A 14,827-nucleotide genomic window follows, 5' to 3' on the forward strand; every position below is an offset into this window, starting at 1 on the left:
TTTTTTTATTGTCTGTCTGTAAGGAGACTTTTTTTGAATTCTTCAAATAGGAAAATTAGCTCCTTAATATGGTTTTCTGCCATGACATAGGCTTCTTTGGACTGATCTAGATCAAAAGAAAACAAAGAGAATTTTTTATCCAAAGCCATTAATTGTTTTGTGCTGGACACAAAAAAGCAAGCGGGAGCACCGAAGGAATGCTTGTAGGTTTTGATGATGGAGTTGGATAGGTTTTCTGTTTCATCAATGTAGGCGAGTGTTACATTTTTGTTGTAGTTGCCTGTAACGTCTTTTACTTTTTTGCGAGGTCCCCAATACAATACGATTATTTCTACTTGGTTGCGATAGGCATGCGCGATGGTGTTAATGGCTTCAATTTCTTTTTCATTGGGGAAATCCCAAGTGGTTTTGGTAATTAGCAAAAACGGATTCTCTATTTCGTCAGTTTCCAAAACCCCTCCCGAAAGTTTGGGAAGGCTTAAATTTGGTATGTAAGTATTCAATAAATGGTTTTGTAGAAGGGAATCGAAAAGAGTTTCGGCCAATTCATAATCTTTGTTTTCAAAGGCCAAATCGCTCTGTTTTATATAGGGTTTCAAATGTTGGGAAAGGGCATCGTTGAAGTAGACTTTATCATCCTGGGCGTAGGTTAATAAAGAAGAGGCAAGCAATAATATTGTAAACATTCTAACCATATGCAACAATATTTAATTATTGAGCTGTTACCTAAAGTTACAAAACCATACAATAAAACCAAAAGTTATTCGTTTAAACATATTGTTAATTAGCTATTTAGAAACTATTAAGAACAAAAAAAGCACTGTAATTACAGTGCTTTTTTACATTTATAAGGTTTGGCTTAAAGGCTTAACGTCTTCTGCCGTGTCGCATAGAACCGTAATGTTGGTTTGGCATTTGTGCTTTTTTCATGCTGTCCTTCATCATTTTTATTTGCTCGGTCAACATACCGCGTTTGTCCAATTTTTGAGCTTCACCTAAAAGTATTTTGGCTTCCTGTGCTCTGCGTTTGCTAAACGCAATACCAGCCAAATTTAGTTTCGCCATTGCCATATCATGGTCCATGGCTAATCCAAGGCTCACCGCTTTTTTGAAATATTTCTCGGCTTCGTTCATATTGGTTTGGGAAACCATGATGCCGTGAAGGTAATTGTAGTAGCCTTCTTGCTTTTTTACCAAGGCGCTAGATGGGTTCTTTATTTTATTGAGCCAATTTTTAGCACCCTCAAAGTCTTGCTTTCTTAATTTAAGGAAGGCCAAAAGTATGAATTCGTTCTTAAAGTAAAAGAACACAAATACTAGAGAAAGAAGGATCAACATGATGCCGTTTCCTATGTAACCTTCGGTAAATTGATAGATGGCATAGCCAAATATTGAAGCAGCTATGAGTAGTTTGATATTTTTATTGTACATTACCTAATTAAATTTAAGTTTGCAAAGTTAATAAAAACTATTGAAAATATTTTTCACTTTTGGTTTGCCAAAGTAAAAAGTCTTTGTATATTTGCACGCAGTTTTTAGAACGGCTATAAAACTTAGTTACAGTAATAAGCAAAGAAGATTTTAAAGATATAAGACAATGAGTAAAAGAACGTTTCAACCGTCAAAAAGAAAGAGAAGAAACAAACACGGTTTCAGAGAAAGAATGGCTTCTGCTAATGGCAGAAAGGTACTTGCTCGTAGAAGAGCTAAAGGAAGAAAAAAATTGTCTGTATCTTCTGAGCCAAGACATAAGAAATAATGATTGACAATTGTTAATATATTAAGGTGTTGCTTAGGTGCAACGCCTTTTTTTATATCATTTTGATAACTATTTTTGTAAATAAATATATTCTCTCATAAAAATGCCAAAAAATAAAAACATTAATTCTGTACTTATCATAGGGTCGGGACCAATCGTGATTGGTCAAGCATGTGAATTTGATTACTCTGGGACGCAGGCGCTTAGATCTCTAAGAGAAGATGGAATAGAAACGATTTTGATCAATTCGAACCCGGCAACCATTATGACGGATCCTACAATGGCGGATCACGTGTACCTATTGCCGTTAACTACAAAATCAATCATAAAGATTTTGGAAGAGCACCCTCAAATCGATGCCGTTTTGCCAACCATGGGAGGGCAAACCGCTTTGAACTTATGTATTGAGGCCGATGAAAAAGGAATTTGGGAAGAATACAATGTGGAATTGATTGGTGTGGATATCGACGCCATCAATATCACAGAAGATAGAGAGCAGTTTAGAGACTTAATGGCTAAAATTGGTGTGCCAATGGCGCCTCAAGCTACTGCAACTTCATTTTTAAAAGGAAAAGAAATAGCGCAAGAATTTGGCTTTCCATTATGTATTCGCTCGTCGTTTACATTAGGTGGAGCAGGAGCAGCTATTGTATATGATGAAGCAGATTTTGATGAGTTGTTAAGCCGCGGACTTGAAATTTCACCTATTCATGAGGTGATGATTGATAAAGCTCTATTAGGTTGGAAAGAGTACGAGTTGGAGTTGTTGCGAGATAAAAATGACAATGTTGTTATTATCTGTACCATTGAAAATATGGATCCTATGGGAATCCATACAGGAGATTCCATCACAGTTGCACCAGCCATGACATTATCAGATACGGCATTCCAACGTATGAGGGATATGGCCATCCACATGATGAGAAGTATTGGAGACTTCGCAGGAGGATGTAATGTGCAGTTTGCAGTAAGTCCAGATGAGAAAGAGGACATTATTGCAATTGAAATTAACCCTCGTGTATCTCGCTCTTCGGCTTTGGCTAGTAAGGCAACTGGATATCCTATTGCTAAAGTAGCTTCTAAGTTGGCAATTGGTTATACCTTGGATGAATTGAGCAACCAAATTACAAAATCAACTTCGGCATTGTTTGAGCCAACATTGGATTATGTGGTTGTTAAGATACCTCGTTGGAACTTCGACAAATTTGAAGGAAGCGACCGTACCTTGGGGTTACAGATGAAAGCTGTAGGAGAGGTAATGGCCATTGGACGTTCATTCCAAGAAGCACTTCATAAAGCGACCCAATCATTGGAAATCAAGAGAAATGGACTGGGAGCAGATGGAAAGGGTTATAAAAACTATGACCAAATTATCGACAAGCTTACACATGCTAGTTGGGACCGTGTATTTGTAATTTACGATGCTATTCAATTAGGAATACCATTGAGCAGAATACATGAGATTACCAAGATCGACATGTGGTTCTTAAAGCAGTATGAAGAATTATATCACCTAGAAAAAGAAATCTCAAACTACACGATTGATACTATTGAAAGAGATTTGCTTCTTGAAGCCAAGCAAAAAGGATATGGAGACCGTCAAATAGCCCATATGTTGAAGTGTTTGGAAAGTGAAGTTCATGCTCGTAGAGAAGAATTGAATATCAAGCGTGTTTACAAGTTAGTAGATACTTGTGCGGCAGAGTTTAAAGCGCAAACACCTTACTACTACTCAACTTTTGAGAATAGTGTAGAAACTACTGACGGAAATGTATATTCAGAAAATGAAAGTGTTGTTTCAGATAAGAAGAAGGTAATTGTTTTAGGATCTGGACCAAACAGAATTGGACAAGGAATTGAGTTTGATTACTGTTGTGTGCATGGTGTTTTGGCAAGTGCCGAGTGTGGGTATGAAACCATCATGATCAACTGTAACCCTGAAACGGTTTCAACAGATTTCGATATTGCAGACAAATTATATTTTGAACCAGTATTCTGGGAGCATATCTATGATATCATTCAACATGAAAAACCAGAAGGTGTAATTGTACAGTTAGGAGGTCAGACGGCCTTGAAGTTGGCAGAGAAATTAGACCGTTACGGTATCAAAATTATTGGGACAAGCTTTAAATCTTTGGATTTGGCTGAAGACAGAGGTAGTTTCTCAACCTTGTTAAAAGAAAATAACATTCCTTATCCACAATTTGATGTGGCCACAACAGCTGACGAAGCACTTGCTATTTCAGATGTGTTGGATTTCCCAATCTTGGTAAGACCTTCTTACGTACTTGGAGGACAAGGGATGAAGATTGTAATCAACAGAAATGAGTTGGAAGAGCATGTGGTAGATTTATTACGTACCATGCCAGACAACAAACTGTTGTTGGATCATTATCTAGATGGTGCAATCGAAGCTGAAGCAGATGCCATTTGTGACGGTGAAAATGTATACATCATTGGTATCATGGAGCATATTGAGCCTTGTGGAATTCACTCAGGAGACAGTAATGCTACCTTGCCGCCGTTTAACCTTGGTGAATTTGTAATGCAACAAATTAAGGATCATACCAAGAAGATTGCTTTGGCCTTGAATACAGTTGGATTGATCAACATTCAATTTGCGATTAAGGATGATACGGTATACATCATTGAAGCGAACCCAAGAGCATCGCGTACGGTACCATTTATTGCAAAGGCTTATGGTGAACCATATGTAAACTTTGCAACCAAAGTAATGTTGGGTGAGAAAAAGGTAACTGATTTTGATTTCAATCCACAATTGGAAGGATATGCCATCAAACAACCGGTATTCTCTTTCAACAAATTCCCTAAGGTGAATAAAAAATTGGGACCAGAAATGAAGAGTACAGGAGAAAGCATCTTGTTTATCGATAGCTTGAAGGATGATGAATTCTACAATCTATATTCAAGAAGAAAAATGTACTTGAGTAAATAATTCACCATTTTTTCGATGAAAGGTAAGTAGGTGTATTCAAAAAATTAGTAATTTAGTATGAACATAGGATGAGATTATGAGAATAAAATTACTAGGTTTTAAAATATTATGTCTCACACTACTAACGTTTTATCGTGTTGAAGCACATAATGCAAGCAATTTTGAAGTAGCTGTGTCAGATGAGTTTACATCTGAAAGTATGCTAGTTTTAAATGCGCTGCAGGATGACAATTTGGAGTTCACGATTTCCCCGAATCCTGCATCTACAAAATTGAATATTCGCTTGCCAAAGGGCTTGCAAAACGCCCAAGTGAGTATTTTTGATGTGTTGGGAAAAAAAGTGTACAGTCAAGAATTGAATTCGTTGACCGCTTCAATTGATGTTTCAAAATGGAATAGTGGTGTGTACCTTGTAAAGGTTTCAACAGACAATTTCAAACAGACCAGAAGGTTTGTAAAACAATAAAGGACTATTTTAGTCCAAGTAAAAAGCCACCTAAAAGGTGGCTTTTTTGTTATGATATTTTGGAAACGGAGACCTAATTAAAAATCAAAACTTCTATTCATCATCCGAAATGGCTCTCTTAATAATAGCTTCAGGAAGTGCTTTTTTTGCTTTGGCTCCCAATTTTTTCAATTTTTCAACGCTGGTAATTAAATTGCCTCGTCCATCCACCAATTTATTCATGGCCGAAGAATAGTCTTTCTTGGCATCGTCTAATTTTTTCCCAACTCCGGTAAGGTCTTTTACCAAACCTTCAAACTTATCATAAAGTGCTCCAGCCTGCCTTGCAATTTCAATAGCGTTTTGTTGTTGTTTCTCATTGTTCCACATGGTGTCAATGGTTCGTAATGTGGCCAACAGGGTAGAAGGTGTTACAATGACAATATTTTTTTCAAAGGCTTTGTTATAAAGGGAATTATCGTCGTTGATGGCCACGGCAAAAGCGGGTTCAATAGGAATAAACAGAAGTACAAAGTCTGGTGATTCCATGTCGTACAAGTCATGATAGTTCTTCTCAGAAAGCTGATCTACGTGGCGTCTGATAGAATTTACGTGGGCTTTTAAGAATTGCGGACGGTGTTCCTCATCGGCATTTACAAAACGCTCATAATCTGTTAAAGATACCTTGCTGTCAATAATCATGCGTTTATTGTCCGGTAAATGCAATACCACATCCGGAAGTACTCTGGTGCCATCTTCTCTTGTGAAATTTTGCTGAACAAAATACTCTCGATCCTTTTCCAAACCAGACTTTTCTAGAACGCGTTCCAAAACCAATTCCCCCCAATTTCCTTGCATTTTACTGTCCCCTTTCAGGGCTTTTGTAAGGTTGGTAGCCTCTTTTGTCATTTGTTGATTAAGATCTTTTAATCCTAACAACTGCTCTTTAAGGGCAGAGTGCATACTGATACTTTCCTTTTGGGTGTCCTCAACTTTCTTTTCAAAAAGATGTATTTTTTCTTGTAGTGGATTCAAGATATTCTTGATGTTTTCCTTATTCTGAATGGTGAACTTTTCGGATTTTTCATCCAATATTTTAGTGGCCAACAGTTCAAAATCTTTGCGGAGTTGTTGTTGGCGTTCTTCAAGTTCTTCTTCTCGCTTAAGGTTGAGTCCCTGAAGATTTTCGTATTCCGAATTTCTTCTAGCCAATTCCGTATTCAGGAATTCCTTTTCACGACGAATGTCTTCACGCTCTTCTTCTATTTTAGAAACGGTGGTTTTTAGTTCATTCAGTTGTACACTAAATTGCTCCGATTGTTTTTGGAGCTCAGTTTCTGATAATAATTTGATATCCTGTAATTGCTGAACAAGGTTGGCATTGCGCTCTTCTAGGGTGCTTTTTTCTCCTTTACTTTTCAATTTGGTAAAGGTCATGCCAACATAAGTGCCAATTCCAGCCGATCCCGCAATGGCTAGAATGAGAGTTAGATTGTCGTTCATTTAAAATTGAAGTTTGTCCAAAGATAAATTTTTACTTGGAAGATTGTATTTCCTCCTTAAAGAAATCTTGATCTCAAACTTACAATACAGATGTGGTTATTCTTATATCGGCCTCGCTCCAAGCTTGGTTGAATTCATTTAAAATGGTTTGAGCTTCTTCAATTTTTCCTTGGGCTAATAGGCTTTGGTGCAGTCCCATTAATGACCAGCCATTTTGACGTAGAATTTCGAGGTCTTTTTTGTAAACCTTTTCAGCTTCTTTATATTTTTTAGCTTTCATTAAAACGGCACCTAGATTTTGGCGTGGCGGGATATGCCATTCGGAAGGTTCGTTGTAAACCAAATTATCTTCCATTTCCACAGCCTTTTCTAAATGAGAGATGGCTTTATCCATGTCCCCTTTTTCAGCTTCCAATTCGCCTGCAACTACCTCGTAGGCTAGTTTTGCTATGGTAGTCCCAGAGTCAAATCCGGTAGCGAGATTGGTTTCCATTTCTGGATCTTTGATCAATAAGGAAATAGCGTCCAATTCTTCTTGGGCTTCTTCAATGTTATGTTTTTTAATGAAGGCAATGCCCCGGGAATAATGCCATATAAGGGATAAGTGTTTGATGTTGTCATTTGGTTTTGGAGTCGTTAAGATATCATTCCATTTGCCAAATCTAGTGTAGGCCAATAGTGGTGTGGAAGCAAAATTCTGTAGAAATTGAAGGTCTTTCATTTCGCCAACCGGGACTTTTTCTGCTGTTTTTTTTGCGGCATCAATGGCAATTTCACTTGCACCCAATAAACTTGAAGCCGACCATAAAAAGTGAATGTTATGGGGGTAATATCCTAAGGGGTACATTCCTTGGGCGTAGCATTGGGAAATATAGTCTTCATCTGCTAAAATTGCTTTTTGGTTTGTGGTTACAGCATCTTTATAACGTCCAACCCTAATGTAAATATGAGATGGCATGTGTACAATATGTCCAGCAGAAGGCATTAGGGACCCTAGTTTTTCTGCGCTGGGAACAGCTAAATCAGGATTTGGCAATTCAACCATATGGATGTAATAATGATGGGCTCCAGGGTTGTCAGGGTCTAGTTGGATGGCTTTTTCCAAAGCGGCCTTTGCTTCAGGAATATTGGCCGAAGGTTTTCCGGATTTATCCCAATAATTCCAAGGAGTTGTATTCATTACCGATGCGGCATACAGTGTTTGTATATCCGCATCATTTGGGTAGGTTTTGGACACTTTGGACATGGCATCCATATAGGCGATATTTAAATCCTCAACCTCTGTAGAGAGATCCGTAGTGTAACGGTGATTTAAAGCGTTGATTAAATCTTGTTCTTTTTGGGTGCTGTTTCCAGAAAGTTCAACGGCTTTTGCAATAGCCTCATTGGCTTTGGTTTTTCTGTCATCATCTGGAGCGGGGTCATTGATGTTGGGGCCTAAAACATATGCCTGTCCCCAATAAGCCATTGCTAAATTGGGATCTAGACGGGAGGCTTCCAAGAACGAACGATGGGCTTCAGCATGATTAAAACCATAGGTAAGACGCAATCCTTGATTGAAGAACTTTTGGGCCAAGTCGTTTTTGGTACTTACGGTATAGGTATGGTCCCCTAAATTTTCAAAAAGCGGAGAAATAGGTTTACTGAAATCGACATCTTCCAGCATAAAATTGGCAGGGGTACAACTTATGGCGTTAAGGCCAACTCGGTCAGGGTAGTTGTATGTTTCTTCGGTGTTGTTGAAATAGAAAAAGGTAATAATAAGGGCTAGGGAAGAAAACACCAACAAAATTAATTTAGTTTTCATGACTATTGAGGATAAAAATTAGATGCAAAGAATTTACCCAAACAAGTAGATGAAAATTAATAAGGCAGATTTAAAACGTTGGTTTATAGTTTTCTAAATGTAATGAAATTATAAGAATAATGAAAGATTTTTATTTCTTCACCCTAAAACTTCCGCTTTCAAGATCGAAGGTGATTAAATCTTTTGGGAACAGTTCGTTAAAGATTCCTTTCGAAATTAAGTTTTTTGGAGCGTCCAATGTAACCTCAGAATTGGTCATGACAATCATGGAGTCACAAAGCTGAATGGCAAGGTCGATTTCATGAGAAGAAAACAGAATGGTCTTTTGGGTTTCTTTTACCAATCTCTGCAATAATTTCAGGATATAGGCTTTGTGGTACATGTCCAAATGGGTAGTGGGCTCATCCAGAATGATTAAATCGGTGTCTTGGGAAAGGGCTCTGGCAATCATGGCTTTTTGAAATTGGCCATCGCTCAGTTCAAAACACTTTTTATCTTTAAGGTCTGCTATATTAATTTGAGAGAGACTTTTATTGATGATGGCAATATCAGTTTCATTCAAGTTCCCAATCCAATCGGTATAGGGATGTCTACCCAATGCTACCAGTTCAAAAACTGAAAGGTTCTTGGAAGCAATTTTCTCGGTGAGTACCAAACTTAGGGTTTTGGCCAAATCTACAGGCGTATAATGAGATAGATTTTTTCCATTAAGCAGAATTTGCCCAGATAAGGGTTTCTGAACCTTGGTGAGTGTTCTTAATAAAGTGGATTTCCCAATTCCATTGGCGCCCACCAGACCAATAAGTTGGCCTTTCTTCAATTCCAAATTGATTCCTGATCTCACAACATGCTGGGTCTTTTTGGAACTATATCCAATGGAGAGGTTGTCTGTAGAAAGAATGATATGTTGCGTATCTAAGGCCACTTATTGTATTAAATTAGAACATCATTTTTCGTTTTCTCACCAAGAGCCAAATTACCACAGGCGCCCCAATTAAAGAAGTGATGGCATTAATTGGAAGGGAAAAATCACTATGCGGCAATTGTGCAATACTATCGCAGATAAGCATGATAATAGCTCCCAGCAAAAATACGGCAGGCAATAATATTTTATGGTTCGAAGTATTGAAAACTTGACGTACCATATGTGGAATTGCCAGTCCTATAAAAGCGATAGGGCCTGCGAAAGCTGTAATGGTACCCGCCAAAAGACTTGTGGCAAAAATAATGACCAATCTACTTTGTTTGATGTTTAGTCCTAAGCTTTTGGCATAGTTTTCTCCCAATAACAGCGTGTTTAAAGCTTTTATAGAGGTAACACTTAATAGCAGACCCAAAGCATAAATACAGAAAAATACTAGGAGTTCATTCCAAGAAAGATTTCCTAAACTACCAAAACCCCAAAAGACATACTGTTGTAATTTCTCTGCAGAACTAAAATAGGAAAGCACGCTTACAACTGCTGCGGTAATGCTTCCAAACATCAATCCTATAATTAAAATGGCCATGGTATCCCGTACTTTTACGGACATGGCCAATACCGCTAAAAGCACCAATAAACTTCCTAAACTTGCAGCAATAACAACACTCCATTTAGAAATTAAAAACGTCGAGAGAAAGCCCCCGAAAGTCCCAGCTCCCAATATAACAAGGGCAACTCCCAAGCTTGCTCCAGAACTTATTCCCAGTACGAATGGACCTGCCAAAGGGTTTCTAAACAGGGTTTGCATCAACAAGCCTGAGATACCCAAACCAGATCCCACCAATATAGCTGTGATGGCTTTGGGTAATCTAAAATTGAGAATAATGTATTGCCAAGATTGATTTTCGATGTTTCCAAAAAGGCTATTGAAAATCTCCTTTAAGGGAATTGAAACCGATCCCAAAGTAATGTTTACCACAAAACATATGGCTAATAATAGAACCAAAATTGTAAACGGAAGTTTATATGAACTAGAAGTGTTATTCAAGAGGTTTAAAAAAATGAGGTTGATAGTCTTCTAGCAACTCTGGGTGGCAAATTTTTACGAGATCTTTTAAAACAAGGTCGGGTCTTGCTGTACCCAATTCGTAATAAGTAACACCTCCAGTTGGTCCTGTTGTGTTCACGAATGAGTATACTTTTTTATTGATATAAGCATCAAATTCGGTGTAATGTGGATTGGCTCCCTTTAAGGCTTCCATGGAGTTGTAATAGGAAGGGCTCAACCAAATATCGGCTGATTTTCCTTTTGAAAATACCGATTCAAAACTTAGGGCCAGGCTTCCACTAGTTTGAGTGTCTTTCCATAAATAATCAACATTGGCATCATTCAGCAATTGGGCTTCTGGACTCGTTCCGCTAGGTAAATACCAAACATCCTTATACATGGCACCGCTTAAAACGCTAGGTTGTTCCTTAACGTTGGCTGCAAGTTCTTTTGCCTTCAAGTAGTCTGATTCTATTTGATTGAAGATAGAGTCGGCTGCTTTTGATTTGTTGTAGAGCACTCCGAAAAATTTGATCCATTCGGCTTTGGCCAAAGGAGAACTTTCAACCCAATCGCCATTGTAAATAACAGGAATACCCGCTTTTTTAATGGTTTCAAATGTTTTGTTGTTACCGTCAATACCAAAACCAATCACCACATCTGGCTGTAGTTCCAATAAAATTTCGGTGTTCAGGTTTTCGTTTTTTCCAAGTTCCCTAATGTTGCCTTCATCAATAAGTTTTCGAGTTTTAGGGGAAGAAATATATTCCGTACCGGGAAACCCAATAAGAGAAGTTTCCTCTTCCAATAATTCCAAAGCAGGAATATGCGTAGTAGAAGTTACTACCATACGCTCTATAGGAATCGGGATAATGGCATCGAACAAATTAGCATCAAAGGTGATACTTGGCAGGAGATTTCTATGCACTAAGGCATATCTGTATTGCTTACTGGCATTAGGCCAAGGATCTGTAATAGTGAGTACCTTGAAGTTTTCGTTGTGAACAATTGAAAACCCTTTGGCATATTTGAATTGCGAGCGACTTCCATCCATTTTTTGGGTTGGAATGGTTTGTTTGTCTTGTTTACAGCCAAACAAGCCCAAACAAAATAGTAATAGAAACAGAGGTCTCACAAGCTTCAATTTTTTCACATGTCAAAAATAGGATTATTTGTGCTTTATAGTAAAACATTCGGGGAATTGTTTACTTTTGCAGAGAATTTTGGTTCCGTTAAACTTAATTGTACGGATTAAAAGGGAATCTGGTGTAAGTCCAGAGCTGTTCCCGCAACTGTAAGCATAGTGTCCAACTTTTATTGGGCATCTCTTTTGAAAAAGAGTTACTGTTCACTTCATAACCACTGGTGAAAACTGGGAAGGTAAAACAGTAAAATGCGAGTCAGGAGACCTGCCAATTTCATAACTAGATATAAAACTTTTCGGGAAAAAAAGTTTTAACACTATGAAACAGGTTTTTACATACATCGCGGTTCTCTTGGCAGTTTACACTGGCCAAACACAAACGTCATTGGACTCTTTGCAACAATTGGATGAAATAGTAGTAAAGACCGATACTTATTTGAAAACATTTTCCAATACACAATCGGTGTCTACCCTTAAGGACAGTGTTTTAATGCGAAGTGCTTCGTCTTTATCCGATGCTTTAAATTTCAATAGTTCCATTTACTTCAAGGAAAATGGGCTGGGAATGGTGTCTTCCGCGGCATTTAGGGGAACTACGGCGCAGCAAACGGCAGTAGTTTGGAATGGCATCAATATCAATTCTCAGTTTAACGGGCAGACGGATTTTAATACCATCAACATTAGAAATTTTGATGAAATTGATGTGCGAAGTGGGGGAGGAAGTGTGCTTTACGGGAGTGGTGCCATAGGTGGTTCTATTCACTTGAACAATGTGCTGCATTTCAATGAAGGATTTAGCAATAGATTGTTTGCTCGTTATGGAAGCTTTGAAACATTGGATTTGGCTTATCATTCTGGATATTCCAATGACCGAATGAGTGTAAATGCCTCATTGAGTAGAACAAGTTCTGAAAATAATTATGACTTTGTGGATAGTGAAAAGTCTAACTTGAATGGAGAGTTTTACAACACTAGTTTTTCTGCAACCATAGGCTATAAATTGAGTTACAAAAGCTTTTTGAAGTTTTATAGCTATGTGTTTGATGGTGATAGACATTTTTCTTTGCAGAGTCCTTCAGAAACTCCAACGAAATACAAAGATTTCAATACCCGAAATATGTTGGAATGGGATGTGTTCTTTGGAGGTTTTAGGTCTAATGTAAAGCTGGCCTATATCACAGAGCGGTTTAAGTATTTTGGAAATATAGCTTCGGATTCCTATACTTTTGGTGAAGCGAAATCCCTTATCGGAAAGTACCAGTTGGGATATAGAATTGCCAAGGAAACGTATCTACAAGGCGTGTTGGATGTCACTCATACCAATGGAGAAGGCTCCAGCATTTATGAAAATGAGCGCACCATTACAGGCGGAAGTTTATTGTGGAAGCAGGCTATTAAAAAGTTCTTTTATGAAGCTACTTTAAGGAAGGAAATCACTCAAAATTACGACAGTCCCCTGTTATTTAGTTTGGGACTTCAATACGAGTTCAACAAGGTATACACACTTAATCTGAACGCTTCCAAAAATTATAGAATCCCTACTTATAACGATTTGTATTGGGCAGGAAGTGCCAATCCTAATTTGAATCCTGAAACTTCTTATCAATTCGAAATTGGGAACAATATCTCCTTTAAAAATGGTTCGTTTTCAGTCATTGGATTTTATAATGATATAAGCGATATGATCAGATGGTTGCCTAATGGTTCCAATTGGAAGCCTATCAATACAGACCATGTAGAGGCTTATGGATTGGAGACTAGATTGGAATACCAAAGGGTTATTAGGGATCATGAATTTTCATTCAATGCTAATTATTCCTATATAAAATCGGAAGATCAGGAAACCAAAAAACAGTTGACTTATGTACCATACCATAAAGCATTTGGAGGAGTAGGCTATCAATATAAGGCACTAAGTGCTTACTTGCAATCTGTATTTACCGGTGAGGTGTTTATACTTTCTGACAACAATCCTAGGTATGTTGTGGATAGTTATTGGTTACATAATACAGGGTTGGAATACGGATTTGGAAACTCCCAATCCTGGGTTGTTGGAATACAAGTTAAAAACATAATGAACAAAAATTACCAAAGTGTGGCCAATCGCTGCATGCCTGGTATCAACTATAACTTATACATAAACTTTAATTTTTAAATCATGAAAAATATATTTCAGTTTTTAGCTCTGTCTTTATCTGTAGGGCTATTTTTTACCTCATGTAGCAGCGATAATGATGATTCCGTTACGCTGCCTGTTGAAGAAGGACAATATGAAAATGGGATCTTGGTATTGGCTGAAGGAGGAAGTCTTTCTGGATCGGTTTCCTTTGTGGCGAACGATTACAGTTATTCAGAAAATAGCATTTTTTACTCTGTTAATAATCTGGAATTAGGCGTTTATGTACAATCAATGGGTTTCCACGACGGTAAAGGGTATATTGTAACGGATAACAACACTATTAATGTTGTAGATAGATTTACGTTTGAAAAAGACGTGACCATAACTTCAGGATTGTCATTGCCTCGTTTTATTGCTTTTGCTAATGGTAAGGGGTATGTAACCAATTGGGGAGACGGATTCATTGGTGATGATGATTTTGTAGCCGTTATTGATTTGGCCACAAATTCTGTAGAAACCACGATTCCTGTAGGTGAAGGTCCAGAGCAAATTATTGCTGTTGGAGATAAATTGTTTGTGACTCATAAAGGGGGATATTCCATAAATAACATTGTGTCGGTGATAGATACTGCTGATAATTCTGTGGAAACTATTGAAGTTTATGATACTCCAGATGAAATCCTAATGAGTGATTCAGGAGATTTAATTGTCCTTTCGGAAGGTGCTACAATTTATGATGAGAGTTGGACAGTAGTAGGGTATACTCAAGGTGCAATCACAAGAATAGATCCTGCAAACAATTCAGTAGTTTCTGAGATTCCTTTTGAAGAAGGCAGCAGTCCAAACTTGATGAGCTATGCCAATGGGACTATTTACTTCCAAATGGGAGGGCAAATTTTTGAAATGTCGGAAAATGATACTGCGTTACCTACAACCGCAATTGTAGATATAACCGCAATGTCACCCTACGGATTTAATGTGAAAGACGGAATGGCCTATATAACGGATGCTAAAGACTATGCTTCTTTGAGTGATTTGTTAATTTATGACTTGGCCACAGGGAACTTAACCAATACCATCGAAGTTGGTCTTGCGGCTTCTAAGGTTTACTTCAACTAAAAAAG

General features: G+C 37.8%; 12 protein-coding genes and 1 riboswitch. Of the genes, 5 read left to right on the forward strand and 7 right to left on the reverse strand.

What is annotated here, in order from left to right; genetic code table 11:
• Positions 1–5 precede the first annotated feature (5 nt).
• A complete protein-coding gene (locus ZA06_RS15115; RefSeq protein ID WP_053978336.1) occupies positions 6–686 on the reverse strand; it encodes a hypothetical protein in 681 nt (226 codons plus the stop codon).
• A 181-nt stretch (positions 687–867) separates the two neighbouring features.
• Complete coding sequence (locus tag ZA06_RS15120; protein WP_053978337.1) at positions 868–1,431, reverse strand: hypothetical protein; 564 nt, start codon at positions 1,429–1,431, stop codon at positions 868–870.
• 166 nt (positions 1,432–1,597) lie between these two features.
• Here ZA06_RS15120 and rpmH point away from each other — a divergent pair, with 166 nt between their 5' ends.
• The 3 genes from rpmH (at position 1,598) to ZA06_RS15130 (ending at position 5,181) form a co-directional block, all read left to right on the forward strand.
• Positions 1,598–1,759, forward strand: coding sequence for a 50S ribosomal protein L34 (gene rpmH, locus ZA06_RS16820; RefSeq protein ID WP_076663569.1), 162 nt, complete (start codon positions 1,598–1,600; stop codon positions 1,757–1,759).
• A gap of 103 nt (positions 1,760–1,862) precedes the next feature.
• Positions 1,863–4,715: a carbamoyl-phosphate synthase large subunit gene (carB, locus tag ZA06_RS15125; RefSeq protein ID WP_053978338.1), complete on the forward strand. Its 2,853-nt coding sequence runs from the start codon at positions 1,863–1,865 to the stop codon at positions 4,713–4,715.
• Positions 4,716–4,791: 76 nt separating this feature from the next.
• Positions 4,792–5,181, forward strand: a complete 390-nt coding sequence (locus ZA06_RS15130) for a T9SS type A sorting domain-containing protein (protein WP_082332049.1) — start codon at positions 4,792–4,794, stop codon at positions 5,179–5,181.
• A 93-nt stretch (positions 5,182–5,274) separates the two neighbouring features.
• On the opposite strand, the gene ZA06_RS15135 is transcribed toward ZA06_RS15130, so the two are convergent.
• The 5 genes from ZA06_RS15135 to ZA06_RS15155 all read right to left on the reverse strand — a co-directional run bounded on the left by ZA06_RS15135 (position 5,275) and on the right by ZA06_RS15155 (position 11,575).
• On the reverse strand, positions 5,275–6,663 hold the full coding sequence (locus tag ZA06_RS15135) for a DNA recombination protein RmuC (protein ID WP_053978340.1): 1,389 nt from the start codon (positions 6,661–6,663) through the stop codon (positions 5,275–5,277).
• Positions 6,664–6,742: 79 nt separating this feature from the next.
• Positions 6,743–8,470 carry a tetratricopeptide repeat protein gene (locus ZA06_RS15140; RefSeq protein ID WP_053978341.1) on the reverse strand — a complete coding sequence of 576 codons (1,728 nt, stop codon included), beginning with the start codon at positions 8,468–8,470 and terminating at the stop codon, positions 6,743–6,745.
• 130 nt (positions 8,471–8,600) lie between these two features.
• Entirely contained in the window at positions 8,601–9,395 is a 795-nt protein-coding gene (locus tag ZA06_RS15145; RefSeq protein WP_053978342.1) for an ABC transporter ATP-binding protein, read from the reverse strand.
• 13 nt (positions 9,396–9,408) lie between these two features.
• A complete protein-coding gene (locus tag ZA06_RS15150) occupies positions 9,409–10,401 on the reverse strand; it encodes a FecCD family ABC transporter permease (protein ID WP_240472317.1) in 993 nt (330 codons plus the stop codon).
• Positions 10,402–10,432: 31 nt separating this feature from the next.
• Complete coding sequence (locus tag ZA06_RS15155) at positions 10,433–11,575, reverse strand: ABC transporter substrate-binding protein (RefSeq protein ID WP_053978396.1); 1,143 nt, start codon at positions 11,573–11,575, stop codon at positions 10,433–10,435.
• Positions 11,576–11,647: 72 nt separating this feature from the next.
• A riboswitch (cobalamin riboswitch) is annotated at positions 11,648–11,871 on the forward strand.
• 32 nt (positions 11,872–11,903) lie between these two features.
• Between ZA06_RS15155 and ZA06_RS15160 the strand changes: the two genes are divergently transcribed.
• Both ZA06_RS15160 and ZA06_RS15165 read left to right on the forward strand, forming a co-directional pair.
• Positions 11,904–13,739 carry a TonB-dependent receptor plug domain-containing protein gene (locus tag ZA06_RS15160; protein ID WP_053978344.1) on the forward strand — a complete coding sequence of 612 codons (1,836 nt, stop codon included), beginning with the start codon at positions 11,904–11,906 and terminating at the stop codon, positions 13,737–13,739.
• A 3-nt stretch (positions 13,740–13,742) separates the two neighbouring features.
• Positions 13,743–14,822, forward strand: a complete 1,080-nt coding sequence (locus ZA06_RS15165; RefSeq protein ID WP_053978345.1) for a YncE family protein — start codon at positions 13,743–13,745, stop codon at positions 14,820–14,822.
• Positions 14,823–14,827: the final 5 nt, after the last annotated feature.

Source organism: Mangrovimonas xylaniphaga (genome assembly GCF_001280435.1).
GTDB classification, from domain to species: domain Bacteria; phylum Bacteroidota; class Bacteroidia; order Flavobacteriales; family Flavobacteriaceae; genus Mangrovimonas_A; species Mangrovimonas_A xylaniphaga.